This is a genomic window from Clostridium lacusfryxellense (genome assembly GCF_018861735.1).
Lineage (GTDB): Bacteria > Bacillota > Clostridia > Clostridiales > Clostridiaceae > Clostridium_AD > Clostridium_AD lacusfryxellense.
The window spans coordinates 37,072-56,037 of record NZ_JAHLEB010000011.1 but is presented as its reverse complement, the minus strand read 5'-3'; the positions used below and the strand labels follow the sequence as shown (position 1 = coordinate 56,037).

Here is an 18,966-nt window from a genome sequence, read left to right as displayed (position 1 = left end):
TCTTTCCAAAGTGACTTGCAATCAGAAGCGAAAAAACATTGAAATTCTATTTAGAAATTCTTCTTTTGCCAATATAAAATTCATGTAAGACTGCCAGGACACATAACAATTGATAATTATTATGTCCCCCAGAGAACTACCCAGAGGCTCAGTCTAGCAAACCTGAGCCAGGATGGCGAATGTGAGCGCTAGGGAATTTTATATTTGCAAAAGATTAGAATTTTTTAATGGAATTTCCTATTTTAAGCTTTGGTGCAAGGCATGCAGGAGAGATTTCATTTTTTTTATTTAAATAGATTCACTATTGTATATACTCTCATAAACTTTAAGAGTATTACTTGCAGTGTTTTGCCATGAAAATTCACTAGCTCTTATTAATGCCTTAGAGCTAAGTTCTGATCTTAAACTTTCATTACTCAATAAGTTTCCTATGGCTAGCGATATCTCAGAGATATTATAAGGGTCTATTAAAATGCCACCATCTCCTACCACTTCAGGTATTGAAGTAAGTTTAGATGCTATTACTGGAGTGCCACAATTCATTGCCTCTAAGGGTGGAAGTCCAAACCCCTCGTAAAAAGACGGATATATAAAAGTATCACAAGAGTTATAAAAAATAGGTAAATGCTCTTCGGGCACAAATCCTGTAAAAACAACATGAGATTCCATTTTAAGTTCATTTGTAAGTTTTACTAGTCGTTGACTTGAGTCTCTGTAATTACCTACAATGACTAGATTATAATCTTTGTTTAAGTCTTTGTAGACTTTAGAAAAAGCAGTTATGGCAGACTCAATATTTTTTCGATCACTAAACCCTCCTAGGTAGAGTATAAATGGCTTTGTTAAATTATATATAGTTTCTAGAAGATTTTTGCAGTGGAGTTTATCTAAAGGAGTGTATTTTTTATCAGCAGCTAAAGGAGTTACAAAAATCTTTTTTTCGTCTATAGGAAAAAATCTTAGAATATCCCGTTTGGAAAACTCAGACACAGTTATTATTCCATCAGACCCTCCCATAATTATGGGCATTTCTTTTAAAAATTTGAGAAGATAGCTACGTCCTACAGTTTCGGGCATAACATATGGAATCAAATCGTGTATAGTGACTATCTTCTTGCAAGATATCTCGTCAGAAAAACCTATACCATTTTGGGGCATATGATATATGTCTATATTCTCTTTTTCAATATTTTGCGGGAAGTAATAATCTTCAAAAAATCTTTGATGTTTTCTAGATGTCATTACTATTTTGCAGTTGTCTTTTTTTATACTTTCATAATTATTACCTGACCAAAAAACATGATAATTATTAATAGTATCTATGTTTACCAAATTTTTAACTATATTTTCTGTATAAGTTCCTATACCAGTTCCACTATATAAATTGATGCCCCTAGCATCAATTGCGATCTTCATAGGTTCCACTCCTTAAAATTATTCTAAAACCCTGTATTAGTAAAGAAAGTCTCGTCAAAAGGATAATATATATTAATATATTATTTTAACTTAAAAAGTGTGCCATTTAAGCAATTAATTTTAAGCACAATTTATTCGTAAATTTCATATATTGCAATAGAACAATATTTCGGAGGTTATCGTTTGGAAACACAGGAATTAAAAGAGATAGTACAAATAAATTATTCTATTCACATTAATGATATACAGAAAATAAAAAATGTTTACAAGATAGAAACTGAAAATGAGATATATTGCTTGAAAATCATTAATTATGAGTTTAGGCATTTTTTATTTATTGTTGGGGCTATAAAACATTTACAGAAAAATGGGTTTGAAAGTATCCCCCAAATCATAGAAACTATTGATAAACAGGAGTTTATAACACTTGATAAAAAACATGCTTATTTAACACCTTGGGTAGATGCAAGAGAATGCAATTATGATAATCCAGAGGAAATAAAATTATGCACAACAAAGCTTGCACAGCTCCATAAAAAGAGCTTGAATTTTAGAGTCACACCTGACATGAAACCTAGAATAGCATGGCTTAAATGGATAGAAACCTTCAAAACGAGGCGAAATGAAATATTGGATTTTAAAAGAAGGATAAATGAAAAAGAAAGTATTTCAGAGTTTGATAATTATTATTTAAACATAATGGAAGATGAGCTAGCAAGGAGTAGTAAATCAATAAATAACTTATGCAAAAGTCAATATATAAATAAAATGAAAGTTGAAATCAAAAATAGGGGTTTTTGCCATCATGATTATGCTCATCACAATGTGCTCATGGAGAAAAATGGAGGAATAAGTATTATTGATTTTGATTATTGCATCTTAGATACTCATTTACATGATTTAAGCAGCCTTCTATTAAGAAGAATGAAAACGGATAAATGGAGTCTTGAAAATGCACTTTTTATAATGGATGAGTACGATAATACATTTTCAATATACAAAAGTGATATAGAGATAATGGCAGCATTTATGGAATTTCCTCAGGAATACTGGCAAATAGGGATTCAATATTACTGGGAAAAAAGGATTAAGGGAGAAGAGTTTTTCCTTAAGAAACTTGAAAAATTGCATAATGATGTTATTGGTAAGCAAATTTTTATTGATGAATTTAGAAAAATAAAATATGGGAGGTAACATTATGGGAAAGAATAAGAGGGATATGTCCAATGATGATTCAGAAATTGAAATAATTCATCCTGAGGAATCCACTGTAGAGGATTATGATATGAAACTTGAAAACATGAAAGAAGAGATTAAGAATCTTAAAAAAATACGCAGAAGACAAAAGAAACTTGATGAGTTAGAATTTGAGCAAAAAGAAATATTAAAGAAGATGGATAAAAATAATAGAAGAAATAAATAGAAATCTAATAGATTTAATTTGAGGTGATGACTTTGACAATAAACATCTATAATGATTTTTCTGACTATATGATGTTTAAAGGTATTAAAAATGTGGATGTAATCCAACCCAAATGTGAAAATATGGATCGTGACATAATGGAAAAATTAATTATAGAGCAATTTGGTGTTATTCACTGTCTACATGAAAAATCTTTGGGGTTCGATGGATACCTTAGAAATAGATTAAATAACAACACAGGAAAAACTATAGAGGGATATAGAATTTCTATTAAAAAGCTTGCCAGCGACATAGATAGTATCAGTAGACATGAACCTAAAAATTCCTTTGAAAAATTGATTGTGAAATATGGTAAGGGAGTTATGGAGAGGGGGGAGAACTGTATAAGGGCCGCATATGGAGCGGATTATTTAGGGATAATAACAAGGAGCATGAGGCGGGGCGAGATATGTTTAGGTAATACTGGTTTTGAAAACCTAAGTCAAAATGAATTCATTGAAGTAGTTAGTTTTGAAAGTTGTTGTTATAACATGGTAGAAATGGATTGTTACCTTTTTCTCAGTAAACTTAAAAGAAAGGGAGTAAAGGTTGATTTTAATAAGATGGCAGAGGAGTTTTGCACCATTGAAGGTCTAGATGAGTCCAGCTTAAAATTTTTATTAGCATTAATTTCTTATCCTCATGAATTCATGAAATGTTGTAATAGACATAGAGCAGGTAAAAGACTGTGGCATGAGGACAGGTTTTCACAGAAACTTGCAAAAGCTTTAATTCAAGATGGAGATTCTTTAATTTAGAGAGGTGACGAAATGTTAGACGTTAGATATAAAGATAGGGCTTATTTAAGCAAATATGATCTTGATGTGAATTTATTTAGCGAATTTGACTTAGTGGTTTATGATGTTATTCCAGTAAGGAAAGTATTTATACTTAATACTAATAAGGGCGATAAGGTTTTAAAAAAAGTAAATTATAGTATAGATCAACTTGAGTTTATTAACTACGGAGTTGAATATATTAAAAAAAATAAATTTAACAGAATAATAGAATTTGAAAAAACAAAGTCAAATTTAATATATGTTCCTTGGGAGAATGACATTTATTGTATTATGGATTTAGTAGAAGGTAGAGAGTGTGAGTATAGCAATCCAGTGGATGTAATGCTTACAGCTAGAGCAATAGCAGAGCTTCATAGAGGATCTGAAGGGCTCATATACGAAGAGGGATTTAAAACGCAACTTGCTAAAAATAAAGACCGGTTGTTATGTGGTAAGGTGATTGAAAATTTTAATAAGAAATTAAATGAACTTATGTTTTATAAGAATATAGCAAAGTTAAACGAAGATAAAAATGAGTTTGATTATATATTTTTAGAGCATGTAGAATATTATGAAGAAAATATTACTAGAAGCATAAATATTATTAATCAGTCAGAGTATTTTAATTTATGTGAGGAAAAAGGAAAAACAGTTTTTTGTCATCATGATTTAGCTCACCACAATATTTTAATTAATAAAGAGGAAGTATATTTCTTAGATTTTGATTATGCTGTTATAGACTTAAAGGTACATGATATTTGCAATTTTACAAATAAAGCTATTAAGGATTTCTGTTATGATACGGAAAAATGTCATAGCATAATAGATGAATATACAAAAATAAACCCACTAGATGATAGGGAACTCAAGGTGCTTTACGGAATGCTCAGTTTCCCTGAAGATTTCTATAGTATATCTAAGGATTATTACACAAGAAAAAAGCAGTGGAGTGAAGAGGTGTTCTTAAATAGATTAAAGAGAAAAGTTGAATATAAAAAAGATAGAGAGCAGTTTTTGGAGGCTTTTAAAAATTATTATAATATATAGAGTAAAACCCCTACATAGTGATAAATTCACTATGTAGGGGTTAATTTTATTTCTTTAATAAAATCACTTTTTACTTCTATTTAATATGCTGTTATAAGCAGTTAGAGTATCCGCAGCAGTATGTTCCCAAGTTAGTTCAGAAGCTCTTATTAAGCCTTTAGTTATAAGTGATTGTCTTAAATTATTATCGTGGAGTACATTGAACATTTTTTCACTTAAGTCATTAATGTCGTTAGGATCGATGAGCAAAGTTGAGTCTTTAACTATTTCAGGAATGGAGGTAGCGTTAGATGCAATTACAGGGACTCCACAGGCCATTGCTTCAATTGGAGGTAGTCCAAATCCTTCATAAAAAGAAGGGTATACAAACAGCTCACAAGCATTATACATGAAGGGGATATGGTCCATGGATATAAACCCTGGAAAAATTACTTTATCCTCGATATGAAGGTCTTGCGCTCTTTTTTTATATATATCATATGATTTGCCTTTGCTACCTGCTATAACTAATTTCATATCTTTTTTTAGCTTAGGCAAGAGCATACTAAAGGAATTTAATAAACCAACAATATTTTTCCTGGGACTAAAACCCCCAATATATAAAATATAGTCTCCTTTTATAGAATAATGTTTTTCGATAATAGATTTACTAAGGGTTTTGTCATAAGGTTTATAAATATCCTCACTAGCTAAATGAGTTACATATATTTTCTCTCTGGGGAAGTTAAAAACATTAATAATATCTTCTTTTGAGTATTCTGATACAGTAATTATCCCATCACACAGTGGAATAATATTCGGTAATTTTTCATTGAAAATTTTAAGGTATTGATCACCAACTGTATCTGGCATTTTATATGGAATTACATCATGCAGCGTAATAACGAAAGGACAGCTTTTGCTAGCAGGTAATCCAACACCATTTTGAGGAACATGATATATATCTATAGACTTGTCTATTAATGGATTACAGGTATCAACCCCATTCCAAAAATTATTATGATTATCTTGTTTAATAGTTTTTATATGGAAATTTTTATTAAATGGTATTGCGAGCTTGCAGTCATCTGGTACGTATAGCAAATAGTCATTATAATTGTCTGTTTTATTTAAAGAGTGAATTAGTTGGTAAGAATAAGTGCCTATACCAGTCCCTCTATACCATTTTGCAGCTCTAGCATCAATTCCAATTTTCATTATAAGACTCCTTAAATACTAAATTAGTATATCAATATATTTTATTATATTAAAAGAAAGCATAAATGTTGTTAAAACATTCAATAATTTATTCTAAAATGAAATATTAGTAATATAAATTATAAGGGGGGTGAGTAACATGATGAGGGAATTTGAAATTGAGAGACAGTACGGCATTAAAATAGAAAGTATACGACCAAATAAGGGAGTATACCTATTAGAAACAAATGACGGAACTAAGTGTCTTAAAAAAATCAGTTACGGGACACAGAAACTTTTGTTTGTGTATGGAGCTAAAGAGCATCTTGCAAATAATGGATTTGACAAGGTTGATAGATATTTTTTAAATACTGAAGGAAATCCATATGCACTAGTTAATGAAGATATTTACACGTTATCTAAATGGATAGATGGTAGAGAATGCGACTTTCACAATGAAGAGGATTTAGTTCAAGCTGCAAAAAAATTAGCTTATATGCATATTTCATCAAAGGGATATGACCCACCAGAGAATAGCAAGCTAAAAACAGATCTTGGAAGATGGCCTCATTTAATGGAAAAAAGAATAAAGTCATTTGATAAAATGCTGGGGATGATTAGAAAGAAGAAGAATTTTAAAACAGATTTTGATATGAATTATATTAGAAGCATGGAATCTCAAAAAGAACTAGGCAAAAGAGCAATGGCAATACTCGATGACTCTAGGTACTTTGATATATGTAGACAAACGGAAGAGGAAAAAGGGTTTTGTCACCATGATTATACTTATCATAATATTATTATTGATAAAAATAATGATGTTAATATAATTGATTTTGATTATTGCAAAAGAGAAGTAAAAGCATTTGATTTATCTAATTTTTTAATCAAAATGCTTAAAAAGCAGGATTGGGACATAAAATATGCTGTAACTGTTTTAGAGGCATATAGTAGTGTAAATCCTCTGTCATTAGAAGAGTACAGACTTATATATGCATTTTTAGTATTCCCACAACGCTATTGGAGGCTTTGCAATAGGTATTATTATAATGAAGTTACTTGGATCCAAAACACCTTTAACAAGAAGATGGAGGAGTTAATTTCTGAAAAAGAAAAGTTTATGGTATTTATTGAAGATTATAAAAGAGTATTTAATCAGAAGTAGCGTGCAATATAATGGTTATTAAAGTTATGTAGATATAATTTTTACATAACTTTTTTTTGTTTTCACCTATTATACATATTTTCATAATATATATTATGAGGTTAAATATGGAGGTGGCAAAAGTGAAAATAGGAGACATTGTAGTAAGGAAATCCTACGGGGGAGACATTACTTTTAAAATAATAGATGTTGTGATAAGAGATAATGAGGATGTATTTTTACTTAAGGGTATAAATTTAAGAATAGAAGCAGATTCTTTAAGCGAGGATCTACAATTAGTATCAGAAGACGTAATTTATGAAATTGATAGGGTATTTAATAAAAAGGTAAATGCATCTATAAAAAAGATATTGATGAATAGGGTTAAAGGTACTAGAGGAGATAAATCTGCAGCTATAGATTTCAAAGGAAAAGTTAAAGAAATGCAGTTAAAACAGGATAAATACAAAGAATACAAAAATAAGGGTATGACGTTTGGACGTCCAGGTAAAATACTGCATGTGGATGGCGATGCAGAATACTTAGAGGTCTGCCTAAAAACATATAAGCAGTTATCATTAGATGCTGTAGGCAGAGTGATATCAGAAAAGGATCAAGCAAATGAAATAGTTGATTTAGTTAAAGAAGTTAAACCGGACATAGTAGTAATAACAGGTCATGATGGTATGGTTAAGGGGATAACTGACTATATAAATTTAAATAATTACAGAAATTCAAAGTTTTTTGTAGATGCTGTTGTAGCCCTTAGAACTTATAATAGTAATTATGATGATTTAGTGATATTTGCAGGAGCATGCCAATCTTGTTATGAGGCTATTTTAGATGCTGGGGCCAATTTTGCAAGTTCACCAGAACGTGTCCTAATCCATTGTTTAGATCCTGTTTTAGTTTCTGAGAAGATTGCATATACAAATATAGAAAGTGTTGTTGCTATAGAAGATGTTATAGAAAACACCATAACAGGAATTTCGGGCATAGGAGGATTACAAACTAGGGGAAAGTATAGAGAGGGGTTTCCTAAATCTAAGTATATATAAGACTTAGACTTAAAGTAGATTTATTTATTACGTAATTAATGTGTATTAAGGTTATATAAGGTAAAGGGTAATAAATCATATAAGGATTAATCATATGGTGATTAATCTATGAAAATCAATATTGGTAAGACTAAATCAGCATTGACAAAATTGTAACAGTAGTGATAAAATATAAAGTTTATTTGACAATAAAAAAGATATGGTGTATAATATAAAATGTGGAAAGAGGTGTTTGCTGTGGAAAAAATAAATGTATTGACTTCAATAAAAGATGAAATTGAAAGTCATGTTGGCGAAAGAGTTACATTAAAAGCAAATGGTGGAAGAAGGAAAATTCTTGTAGATAACGGAGTTATCGAAAAGACATATCCAAACATTTTTGTTATTAGATTAGAAAAGGACACCCACAGGACAGTGACGTATAGTTATTCAGATGTTTTGACAAAGACGGTTCAAATAGTTTTTGCAGGATAAGACGATACTGCACTTTAGTATCGTTTTTTTATTTTTATAAATTAATCTTATTAATATAAGATTAACAAGGCATATATTTAATAGAATGTAGTAATAAGTGTACATTTTACATAATGTATGCTTTTGTTTTTTTTGTTTGAATTTTATGTTGGATTTTGTTTTACGAATTATAAAATCAGATATCATATTTACAGTGCTATTTCTATATATATTATTAGTAGGTATTTTAGTGGTGTACTATTCTACAAATGCTACGCCGATAGAAATACAAGGAGGTATAATATGGAGATAAATTTGATAAGAGAGAACATAGAATATGAGCAACTACTAGGAGAAAATACTGTTGATACAGTGGTGAAAGAGGAATTTGTAATACCGGATACTCATCCAGATGTTAAGGAAATTCTTATGTTAGATGTAAAAGCTTTTATAAATTCAAAAGAAATAATTGAGGATAAGGTATATTTAGAAGGTCAAATTCAGTATAACGTTCTTTATATGACAAAAGATCAAGAACGTACAGACGTAGAAAATGTTGTATATAGTTCTAAATTTTCAAATACTATAGATGTAATGGGTGCAAAGCCTGAAATGCTTTGTGATACTGAGTGTTTTGTTGAACATATGGAATGCAGAATAGTTAACGAGAGAAAAATATGCTTAGAGGGTATTTTGAAATCAAAATCTGAAGTATATAAGAATTTTAATTTTCAAATAGTTAAAGATATTGATGCTGTTAACGATGTTCAATATTTAAAGAATCCTACTAGTATAGATAAAGTAATAAGGAATTTTACTGGAGAACTTGTTGGGAAAGCTAATATAAAAATTCCAATGGACAAACCTGAAATTTTTAAAGTAATAAAATATGATGTAAATATCCATAAGAAAGAAATAAAGCTTTATGAAGGAAAAATCCAAATTAATGCTTATGCACTTATTAATATGATATATAAGGGCAAAGATAGTAGAGAATTAACTTGTATTGAACATGAAGTAATGCTTAATAAGGAACTAGATTTTGAGGATGTAAATCCATATATGGATAACCACACAGAATTTAAGGTAGATGCAATGGAATTTGATATTAAAGAAGATGATTTAGGAGAAAAAAGAATTATTGATGTAGAGTTTTTGATAAAAACTAATACAAGAGCTATGCGTAAAGAAGATGTTGACATGATTGAAGATGTATATTCACCAACTACGAAACTTGAGATGGAGAAAAAAGATTATAGCCTTAATGTAATGCAGGGGCAATTATTAACAGAGACATTGGTTAAGGGAGACATAGAATTAGATAAGACTATGGCAAAACCTAGTAAAGTGATAATGAGTAATGCTAGTGTTTGTATAACTGATAAAAAGGTGATTGAAGATAAGGTTGTAGTTGACGGTATAATGAATGTAACAGTATTATACCGAAGTGATGATGAAGAAAGATATCTCTCTGCAGTGTCTGAGGAAATTCCGTTTACATGCGGCGTCGATATATTAGGCGCTAAGATAAATATGAGTAGCATGTGTAAGGTAGCATTAGAGAATATAAATGTAGATATTGAGGCTGGAAATATAGCTGTTAGAGCAGTTGTTAAAGTATATGCTAGAGTGAATTATATGGTTCAAAAGAGATTTTTAGTTGATGTTTTCCCAATTGAGGGGGAGGCACCAGAAAAGAAGGCTAGCATAACTATTTATGTAGTTCAAGTTGCGGATACCTTGTGGAAAATTGCTAAAAAATATAACACCACAATACAGGAAATTGCAAGGGTGAATCAAATAGAAGATACTAATGTTATTAAAGTTTCACAAAAACTTATAATACCAGGTAGAATAGTTATATAACTAAAACATTAAAATCCCGCAACGTTATTAATAATGTTGTGGGATTTTAATGTTTTAGTGCTTTATTTTAAAATTATATGTAGCAATATTAAATTTGTTGTAATATACTAATTTTAATGGTTATGGGTTAAGAAGAAAGATTAGCATCTAAAAAGAGTTGGAGGAAAATCATGTTAGTAAAAGCTTATGCAAAAATAAACATATCTTTAGACATAATAGGTAAAAGGGAAGATGGGTACCATTTACTAAAAATGATTATGCAAAATGTAGATTTATATGATTCTATGTCATTTCAAAAATGTAATAAGGGTATTAATATAAGTTGTAATAAACCATATATACCTACAAATGATAAGAATTTAGTATATAAAGCTGCAAAACTTTTTATGGAAACCTATAATATAAATGAAGGCATAAATATATATCTTAAGAAAAACATTCCTGTAGCAGCTGGGATGGCAGGAGGAAGTGCAGATGCAGCAGCTGTTTTTAAAGCACTTAAACAATTATTTGAGATAGATGTAGATGATGAGGAACTTATTAATTTAGGGGTTAAGATAGGTGCAGATGTTCCGTTTTGCATTGTAGGGGGGACTGCCTTGTGTGAAGGTATAGGAGAAATTATTACACCGCTTGCACCTTTTAAAAATCAAATCTTAGTGTTAGTTAAGCCTAACTTTGGAGTATCTACTAAGGAGGTTTTTAAGAACTTAGATATAAATAAAATTTTCAAACATCCAGATACAGAAGCATTAATAAGTGCTATGGAAGAGGAAAGACTTGTGGATGTATGCAAGGATATGAAAAATTTACTTGAAAATGTTACGTTAAGAAAATATCCGGTTCTTAAAAGAATAAAAGAAGATATGGGTAAAATGGGTGCAATAGGTTCGATGATGAGCGGAAGTGGGCCAACGATTTTTGCGTTTTTTGATGATATGTTAAAGGCTCAAAAATGCTATGATAAGTTTAAGATCCAATATAAAGAAGTATATATAACTAGAACAATATAATCGTAGAATAATTTAATATAGAATATAAAAACGTGTAAAAACCTTTATGGTTTTTACACGTTTTTGTATTTATATGAGTGAATAGCTATTTAAGTGAATATTTTTTTAATGTGTCGTAAAAACTAACTAGAGCAAAGTGGAAAACATATATTAAAATATGAAACTTTAACAAATGAATTATGAACTAATTAAGATTAAATAGGGAGAAAGAAAATGAAAGTTTTAGATTTATTTGATATGTATTTTTTAGTGATGATGTTGATTCAGGGTACAGTTGTTCTAACAGTAGATGCAAGGGATTTCAAAAAATCAGGTATGGGAGTCATTAGTAAAAAAGCACGTGTAATAGGAGGGCTTGCAATCATTATATCTATGATTTTATTTATGCTCAGGTGGATGTTATAGGCAAACATATTTAGTTAATTGATACATATATAAGGAAGTGAAACTATGAAGGAAGATATTAATGATGAAATTAATCCCATAGCAGAAGAAAATATAAAATATTTAAAAGAATTGTTAGAGGATAATTCAGATGTTATTTTTAGAACTTTTAATGTTGGAGAGTGGAAGGCATCATTAGTTTATATTGATGGGATGGCAGACAAACTGCTATTGAATGATTATGTATTAGAACCATTAATGTCATTTGACAAGGAAATAGATGAAGTACAGGAAATAAAAGACAATATTCTTGCAGTTACAGATATGCGTGAAGTTGAAAAATTAAGTGAAGGAGTCAAGGCGGCACTTTCCGGTGACACATTAATGTTTATAGATGAGCTTAACTGCGCTTACGTTATTGCAACACGTTTTTGGCCTGCAAGAGGTGTAGGGGATCCATCTGGTGAAACTGTAATAAGGGGTGCAAGGGAAGGATTTACTGAAACTATAAGATTCAATACTGCTCTAATTAGAAGACGAATTAGAGATACAAGGCTAAGAATTAAGCCTAAATCTATAGGGATTAGATCGAAAACTGACGTGGCTATTATGTATATTGACGATATAGTAAATAAAGATGTGCTTAAAGAACTCAATGAAAGAATAGAGAGAATAGATATTGATGCAGTTTTTGATAGTGCATACATTGAGCAACTTATAGAGGATAACAAATATTCCCCGTTCCCTCAAATACAGAGCACCGAGAGGCCTGATGTAGTAGCGGCAGCATTATACGAGGGTAGAGTAGCACTTGTTGTAGATAATTCCCCTTTTGCAATAATTGTCCCAACCACATTGCCTAATTTGTTCCAATCTCCCGATGATTATTATCAAAGATGGATGCATAGTTCTATAATTAGATTTCTTAGAATTTTTGCTATATTTATTTCTCTTACCGCACCTGCATTATATGTAGCAGTTACCTCATATCATACATCTATAATACCAACTAAATTAGCTTATGCAATAGCAGCATCTAGGGAAGGGGTTCCATTTCCAGCATTTATAGAGGCTATAATTATGGAACTGTTTTTCGCACTGCTTATGGAGGCTGTTATAAGACTACCAAGGCCCATTGGATCTACTATTGGGATTGTTGGAGGGCTTGTTATAGGACAATCAGCGGTAAGTGCCGGAATAGTTAGTCCTATTATGATAATTATTGTGGCAATAACTGCTATTACTACATTTGTAACTCCTAATTATGAAGTTGCTACAGCTTTCAGGTTAATAAGGTTTCTACTTGTTATTGCCTCTGGGATAGTGGGGTTTTATGGGATAATAATTGGACTTATTTTACTTCTCATTCATCTAGTTAGAATGAAAAGTTTTGGAATACCTTATTTAGCTCCTGCAGTTAGTACAGATATTAATGATTTAAAAGATATGTACATTAGAGCACCGATATCAGAACTTAAAGAAAGACCTAAATATATGAAAACGGGAGATAAGATAAGGCAAAAATAAAAAACATCATCTTCTGCATGGAGGTTAAAAAAATATTATGAAAGATAAAAAAGTAATTGGAGATTTTGGATTATTTACTACAATATCTGTAGCTATAGTAGGTGTAGGGATATTTTCTTGCCCTAGGGAAGTCATTGGTATTGTAGGCAGTGATGCGTGGGTGATTACTTTAGCTGCCGGTGTAATAGTCTGTTTATTGATTTATCTTATTTATATGGTAATGCTCAAAAATAATTTTGAAGATCTTACAAATATATTGCAAAGCACTTTTGGAAAAATAATAGGGGGGGCATTTGCTATTTCGTTTGCAATGTATAGCATATTTATTGTATCCCTTGGAATGCGGGAGTTCGTTGAAGTAATCAAACTATATTTATTAAGGCGGACTCCTACAGAATTTATTTTGGTGACTACTATTTTAACCGGAACTTATTTAGTAAGGGGGGAAATTGGAGACCTAGTTAAATTTAATGAAATATCATTTTGGATTATGTTTGTCCCGGCATTTGTTGTTTTAACATTCACCGCAGTAAATGCAGACTTTACAAATTTATTACCTATACTTAACAATAAACCAATGGATTATCTAAGTGCTTCCAAATATATTTTATTCTGTTTTGGGGGAATAGAAATAGCATATCTTATTCTTCCCTACATTAAGAATAGGAATAATTCATCTCGTGTACTAAAAAGAAGTATTATGTTCGTTACAATATTTTATTTGCTTGTAATGATTCTTGTCTTAGCTGTATTCTCTAAAGCACAAAGTATAGTATTATTATGGCCTACTATTACGATGATACAGTCTTTAGAAATATCGGGCACATTTATAGAAAACTGGGAAGGAATAGTTATGGCATTTTGGATATTTTTCTATTTTACTACATTTGTTAATACTTATTTCTTTTCAGGAGAAATAATAAAAAATGTATTTAAGTTGAAAGATATTAAGCTATCTTCACTTTTGATAATGCCTATTATTTATATTGTAGCAATGTATCCAAATAATATAGCTCAACTTTATAAAATGCAGTTTAATACCCTTCTAGTTATATTAATAGCGATATTTCTTTTCGTGATATTACCAATACTTATATTAATAATAGGTAAGAATCGGGAGAGGGGGAAAAAAATAAATGAAATTTAGAAAGATTTTACCTCTAATATTATGCTGTTTAGTTCTTAGTGGATGTTGGGATAAAGTAGAGATAGATAGGCGTAATTTTATATCTACTATAGCTATTGACCCAGGAGAAGATATATCTAAGGAAAAGGAGCTTAAAAAGCTTAATTTAGTAGAACCATTTGCAGCGATAAGTGTTAAAAAATTAAATGTAACTTATGGGTTCCCAGATATGAGTACTGTAGGAGCGGAAAAAAGCGGAAGCGCAGAGGAAAAATACATTAGTACGCAGGCTTATTCTATGGAAGATGCTTATTCTGAAGCCATGGCCAAAAGTAGCAGAGACATATATCTTGGTCATACAAAGTTGCTCATATTATCCAGTGATATATTAAAACACAAAGATACTGTTAAAGAGGTAGTAGATTATTTGCAGCGTAACCCAAACATAAGTAGGATGATTCAGGTAGTTGTATCGGATGGATCAGCAGAGGATTACATGAAATTTAAACCGGAAACAGAAAACAGTACCCAATATTATATATCTGGACTTATGGATAACAGTAATAGAAATTCTAGGATTATGAGCATGACTTTAAATGACCTTCTTATATTATTAAGTGAAAATGGGAATGCTTTATTACCAATGATTAACTTAGATAATGAGAAAAAAGAAATTGTGTTAAGCGGAGCGGCTATAATTAAAGATTACGAATTAAAAGGACAATTTACACCGCTTGAACTACTTAATATCCAACTTTTAAGTGGAAAGTTTAAAGCGGGTAAAAAAGCTATATATATGGAAGGACACCCTATTGATTATATAATTGATGGGTATCATAGGAAAATGAGTGTTGTAGAAAAAGGCAATAAGTTAATCATTGATGTGGATATAGACCTTGAAGGACAAATAGGTGGATATTATATAGGTAAAAAATTACTTGATGATGGTGAATTAGAAAAAGTACAAAAATATTTCAATAATTCTATTAGTGAAGACTTACAAAAGGATATGGAACTTGCAATAAAAGAATTTGATATAGACCCGTTTGGGGCTAGAGAGTATATTGAAAAATTCAAACCTTCGTTATGGAAAAAAATAAAAAAGGAGTGGGACAAAAAGTATAAAGATGCATCAGTAAATGTAAATGTTGACACTAAAATACGAAGAATTGGAGCAACGCAGTGAATACAATTACATAATATGGTAATACTCTTAATATAAAATATTGTGTTCGGGGGGATTATCATGAAAAAGTTTATATCAATAAGTTTAGCTTTAATAATTATAATTTATATAGCAATTAACGGGAATAGCGCATCTGTCAAAGCAACTCAAAGTGATGTTGCTGGGAAGCTTATAAGGTTTCATGTAATTGCCAATAGTGATGACAAAATAGACCAAAAGTTAAAATTAAAAGTTAGAGATTCTGTTTTAAAATATATATCACCAAAACTTTCTGCCTGCACGACTATAGAAGAATCAAGAAAAATTATAAATAATGAAAATAAAAATATAAAAAAAATAGCGGAAACAGTTATAAAGAAAAATGGATTTAAATATTCTGTAACTGCGGCTCTATCGGAGGAGAATTTCCCAGTTAAAACATATGGAAATATAACTCTGCCTCAAGGGAAATATGAAGCTTATAGAATAATCATTGGAACAGGAACAGGTCAAAATTGGTGGTGTGTTATGTTTCCACCATTATGTTTTGTAGATATTACTAAAGGAAATGTATCTTACGAGAAAACTGAAAAAGAAATGAAAACAGTATTATCGGATGATGAATACAATTTAGTTGATAATACTGTAGATAGTAATAAAATAGTTGTTAAGTTTAAATTGGGTGAGATTTTTGGAAAATTATTTAGTTAAATATTATTTACTTAAGAAAATCAGGAGGGAAACATATGAAAATGCTAAAGAAAAGAGTTTTGTATACAGGTATCGTAACCTTAATAGTTGTGTTTTCAACTACTTTTGCAATACTAATGTTTTTGGAAAGGTTAGATTATAGAAATTACCTTCAAGGTCAGTATAGCAAAAATATGTATGAACTTGTCGACTCCGTGCAAAACATAAGAGTAAATCTTGGAAAATCTGCTATTGTTGGATCAAGGGATCAGAGTATAATAGTTTTTGAAGAAATCTTTAGGTATTCCGCAACTGCAAATGATAAATTACATTCGTTACCTATTGACCAAGTAGTTGTTGGCGATACAAGTGAATTTTTAACTCAGGTAGGTGATTTTTGTTACACACTAGCAAAAGCATCGTCAGAAGGAAAAGAACTTAGTGATAAGGAATATGATTCTATTGATAAATTGGAACTTCAATCATATACACTACAAGAACAATTAAATGGAGTGCTTAGTGATATAAATGATGGAAGTATTAAATGGGGGGAGATTAGAAAAAAAAGTAGTGGAGTACTTGCAAAAACTGGTGGTGATCTTGTGACTGATAAATTCACGGGTATTCAAAAACAAATAGTTCAATATCCAGCATTAATTTATGATGGTCCATTTTCTGATAATATATTAGAAATAAAGCCTAAAATAATCGCTCAAAAGGAAGTTAGCGAAAAAGATGCGATTAAAATAGTAAAAAACATGTTTGGAGCAGATAATATAAGTAGTGTTGAAAGTAAGTCAATACAAGGTAAAACTAGAATACCTACCTATACTTTTAATATAACATTTAAAGGGAGAGATAAAAAAGATGGAGTATCGGCAATAGAAGTAAGCAAAAATGGAGGGAAAGTAGTATATTTTCTAGATAATAGGACTATAGGCAAACCCGTAGTGAAAATCGAAAAAGCAGTGGCAGATGGTAGTAAGTTTATTGCCCAAATAGGATATAAAAATATGGAGCCTACCTATACTCTAAATTATGATAATACCGCTGTAGTGAGCTATGTTTATAAACAAGGAAAAGTAGCAGTTTATCCAGATCAAATAAAACTTAAGATAGCATTAGATGATGGTAGTGTTATAGGAATTGAATCTGAAAAGTTTCTAGTTTCTCATGTTGAAAAAAGAGATATAGTAAATCCTAAAATAACAAGAGCAAAAGCTCAGGAAAAGGTTGGCAAAAGACTGAAAATAAGTAAAGTAAGTTTAGCCATTATACCTACTGATACTAATAAAGAGGTTTTGTGTTATGAATTTCTAGGATCATATAAAGATAAAGATTTTATAGTTTATATTGATGCGAATACTGGATATGAGCAAAGAATAATCGAAATAATAGATACTCCTAATGGGAAATTAACTATTTAACTGAACAAAGGTTAAAGAAAGGATATATGTGTTTAAAGTGCGCAGATATCCTTTCTTTTATTGAGTTATTTATTATTTCCTTATTATATCTTGAAGTAATGTTATAATGAAGATTAGGTTTTAAAAATTAAAATACAAAGCAATAGCTAAAGATGATATAATATTAATTATTATGGTTATAAGGAGAGGGCGAAAGTGAAAAAGAAAATAGCAATATTATTTGGCGGACAGTCCACAGAACATGAGGTTTCTAGATCATCAGGAGCTTCAGTTTTAAGAAATATTGATCAATCGAAATATGACATATATCCTATAGGAATAACTAAAGAAGGTTTATGGTTTGAATATACTGGAGCCGTAGAGAATATAGAAGATGGAAAATGGGAAACAGACGAATATTATAAGATAGCAGATGGGCAAAACCTTTTATTCAATAAAGAAGTAGACGTAGTTTTCCCAGTACTTCATGGGTTATTTGGTGAAGATGGTACTATTCAAGGTATGTGTAAGTTATCCAATATTCCTTGCGTAGGACCAGGTGTAATGGCTTCTGCTATTTGCATGGATAAAATATATACCAAATATTTACTTGAAAAATTTAATGTAAAGCAAGCAGATTATGTGGTAGTAAATGCTTTTGAATACGATCAAAATAAAGAATTGATAATAGACAAAATAGAAAAAAAACTAGGGTATTCAGTATTTATAAAACCATCTAATGGTGGTTCTTCTGTTGGTATATCAAAGGCTCATAACAAAAGTGAATTAATGCTTGGAGTCGAAGAGGCCCTTAAATATGACAGAAAGATTCTTGTTGAGCAAGCTATAAATGCAAGAGAAATAGAGGTAGCTGTGCTTGGAAATGATTCCCCAGAAGCGTCTGTGCCTGGAGAAGTAATTCCAGCAAAAGAATTTTATGATTATGAGGCTAAATATAAAAGTGAAGCATCTAAGCTATTGATACCTGCAGCACTCTCATCAGTTAAACTTGATGTTATTAAAGCAGAAGCTATAAGAATTTATCAAATATTAGATTGTGCGGGAATGGCAAGAGTTGACTTTCTAGTAGATAAGGAAACTGAAGAGGTTTATCTAAATGAGGTTAATACTATACCTGGATTTACTAAAATAAGTATGTATCCTAAAATGTGGCAAGCTACAGGTAAAACATATATAGGGCTTATTGATGAACTTATTGAACTCGCTATAGAGAGAAATAATAAGTAGAAGGAG

At 30.4% G+C, this 18,966-nt stretch carries 18 protein-coding genes; 16 read left to right on the top strand and 2 right to left on the bottom strand.

From position 1 onward, the window contains the following. Nucleotides 1-288: 288 nt before the first annotated feature. Nucleotides 289-1,416, bottom strand: coding sequence for a glycosyltransferase family 4 protein (locus KPL55_RS08550; protein WP_216306295.1), 1,128 nt, complete (start codon nucleotides 1,414-1,416; stop codon nucleotides 289-291). Between the two features lie 183 nt (nucleotides 1,417-1,599). Between KPL55_RS08550 and KPL55_RS08545 the strand changes: the two genes are divergently transcribed. Genes KPL55_RS08545 through KPL55_RS08530 form a run of 4 tightly spaced genes read left to right on the top strand, consistent with a single transcriptional unit; the run spans nucleotide 1,600 to nucleotide 4,704 of the window. Next, nucleotides 1,600-2,610, top strand: coding sequence for a CotS family spore coat protein (locus KPL55_RS08545; protein WP_216306294.1), 1,011 nt, complete (start codon nucleotides 1,600-1,602; stop codon nucleotides 2,608-2,610). A 4-nt stretch (nucleotides 2,611-2,614) separates the two neighbouring features. After that, nucleotides 2,615-2,839 carry a hypothetical protein gene (locus KPL55_RS08540; protein ID WP_216306293.1) on the top strand — a complete coding sequence of 75 codons (225 nt, stop codon included), beginning with the start codon at nucleotides 2,615-2,617 and terminating at the stop codon, nucleotides 2,837-2,839. A 32-nt stretch (nucleotides 2,840-2,871) separates the two neighbouring features. Beyond that, nucleotides 2,872-3,636: a hypothetical protein gene (locus tag KPL55_RS08535; protein ID WP_216306292.1), complete on the top strand. Its 765-nt coding sequence runs from the start codon at nucleotides 2,872-2,874 to the stop codon at nucleotides 3,634-3,636. Nucleotides 3,637-3,648: 12 nt separating this feature from the next. After that, nucleotides 3,649-4,704, top strand: a complete 1,056-nt coding sequence (locus KPL55_RS08530; protein ID WP_216306291.1) for a CotS family spore coat protein — start codon at nucleotides 3,649-3,651, stop codon at nucleotides 4,702-4,704. Nucleotides 4,705-4,767: 63 nt separating this feature from the next. Here KPL55_RS08530 and KPL55_RS08525 read toward each other — a convergent pair whose 3' ends face one another. Continuing rightward, nucleotides 4,768-5,901: a glycosyltransferase family 4 protein gene (locus KPL55_RS08525; protein ID WP_216306290.1), complete on the bottom strand. Its 1,134-nt coding sequence runs from the start codon at nucleotides 5,899-5,901 to the stop codon at nucleotides 4,768-4,770. A gap of 139 nt (nucleotides 5,902-6,040) precedes the next feature. Here KPL55_RS08525 and KPL55_RS08520 point away from each other — a divergent pair, with 139 nt between their 5' ends. The 12 genes from KPL55_RS08520 to KPL55_RS08465 all read left to right on the top strand — a co-directional run bounded on the left by KPL55_RS08520 (nucleotide 6,041) and on the right by KPL55_RS08465 (nucleotide 18,960). Next, on the top strand, nucleotides 6,041-7,045 hold the full coding sequence (locus tag KPL55_RS08520) for a CotS family spore coat protein (protein ID WP_216306289.1): 1,005 nt from the start codon (nucleotides 6,041-6,043) through the stop codon (nucleotides 7,043-7,045). 122 nt (nucleotides 7,046-7,167) lie between these two features. Then, the gene (gene yabG, locus KPL55_RS08515) at nucleotides 7,168-8,082 is read left to right on the top strand and encodes a sporulation peptidase YabG (protein ID WP_216306288.1); all 915 of its coding nucleotides are present in this window, start codon (nucleotides 7,168-7,170) and stop codon (nucleotides 8,080-8,082) included. 216 nt (nucleotides 8,083-8,298) lie between these two features. Next, on the top strand, nucleotides 8,299-8,556 hold the full coding sequence (locus KPL55_RS08510; protein WP_246599354.1) for a Veg family protein: 258 nt from the start codon (nucleotides 8,299-8,301) through the stop codon (nucleotides 8,554-8,556). Nucleotides 8,557-8,838: 282 nt separating this feature from the next. Then, complete coding sequence (locus KPL55_RS08505) at nucleotides 8,839-10,401, top strand: DUF3794 and LysM peptidoglycan-binding domain-containing protein (protein ID WP_216306287.1); 1,563 nt, start codon at nucleotides 8,839-8,841, stop codon at nucleotides 10,399-10,401. A gap of 170 nt (nucleotides 10,402-10,571) precedes the next feature. Further along, the gene (gene ispE / locus KPL55_RS08500; protein WP_216306286.1) at nucleotides 10,572-11,414 is read left to right on the top strand and encodes a 4-(cytidine 5'-diphospho)-2-C-methyl-D-erythritol kinase; all 843 of its coding nucleotides are present in this window, start codon (nucleotides 10,572-10,574) and stop codon (nucleotides 11,412-11,414) included. Between the two features lie 213 nt (nucleotides 11,415-11,627). After that, nucleotides 11,628-11,819, top strand: coding sequence for a CLC_0170 family protein (locus KPL55_RS08495; RefSeq protein WP_216306285.1), 192 nt, complete (start codon nucleotides 11,628-11,630; stop codon nucleotides 11,817-11,819). Nucleotides 11,820-11,864: 45 nt separating this feature from the next. Next, a complete protein-coding gene (locus KPL55_RS08490; protein WP_216306284.1) occupies nucleotides 11,865-13,325 on the top strand; it encodes a spore germination protein in 1,461 nt (486 codons plus the stop codon). A 37-nt stretch (nucleotides 13,326-13,362) separates the two neighbouring features. Continuing rightward, the gene (locus tag KPL55_RS08485) at nucleotides 13,363-14,472 is read left to right on the top strand and encodes a GerAB/ArcD/ProY family transporter (RefSeq protein ID WP_216306283.1); all 1,110 of its coding nucleotides are present in this window, start codon (nucleotides 13,363-13,365) and stop codon (nucleotides 14,470-14,472) included. Then, the gene (locus KPL55_RS08480; RefSeq protein WP_216306282.1) at nucleotides 14,462-15,637 is read left to right on the top strand and encodes a Ger(x)C family spore germination protein; all 1,176 of its coding nucleotides are present in this window, start codon (nucleotides 14,462-14,464) and stop codon (nucleotides 15,635-15,637) included. Before KPL55_RS08485 ends, KPL55_RS08480 begins: the two co-directional genes overlap by 11 nt. Nucleotides 15,638-15,697: 60 nt before the next feature. Then, nucleotides 15,698-16,327: a stage II sporulation protein R gene (gene spoIIR / locus KPL55_RS08475; protein WP_216306281.1), complete on the top strand. Its 630-nt coding sequence runs from the start codon at nucleotides 15,698-15,700 to the stop codon at nucleotides 16,325-16,327. A 35-nt stretch (nucleotides 16,328-16,362) separates the two neighbouring features. Then, on the top strand, nucleotides 16,363-17,733 hold the full coding sequence (gene ypeB, locus KPL55_RS08470; protein WP_216306280.1) for a germination protein YpeB: 1,371 nt from the start codon (nucleotides 16,363-16,365) through the stop codon (nucleotides 17,731-17,733). A 195-nt stretch (nucleotides 17,734-17,928) separates the two neighbouring features. Continuing rightward, entirely contained in the window at nucleotides 17,929-18,960 is a 1,032-nt protein-coding gene (locus tag KPL55_RS08465; protein WP_216306279.1) for a D-alanine--D-alanine ligase family protein, read from the top strand. Nucleotides 18,961-18,966 lie beyond the last annotated feature (6 nt).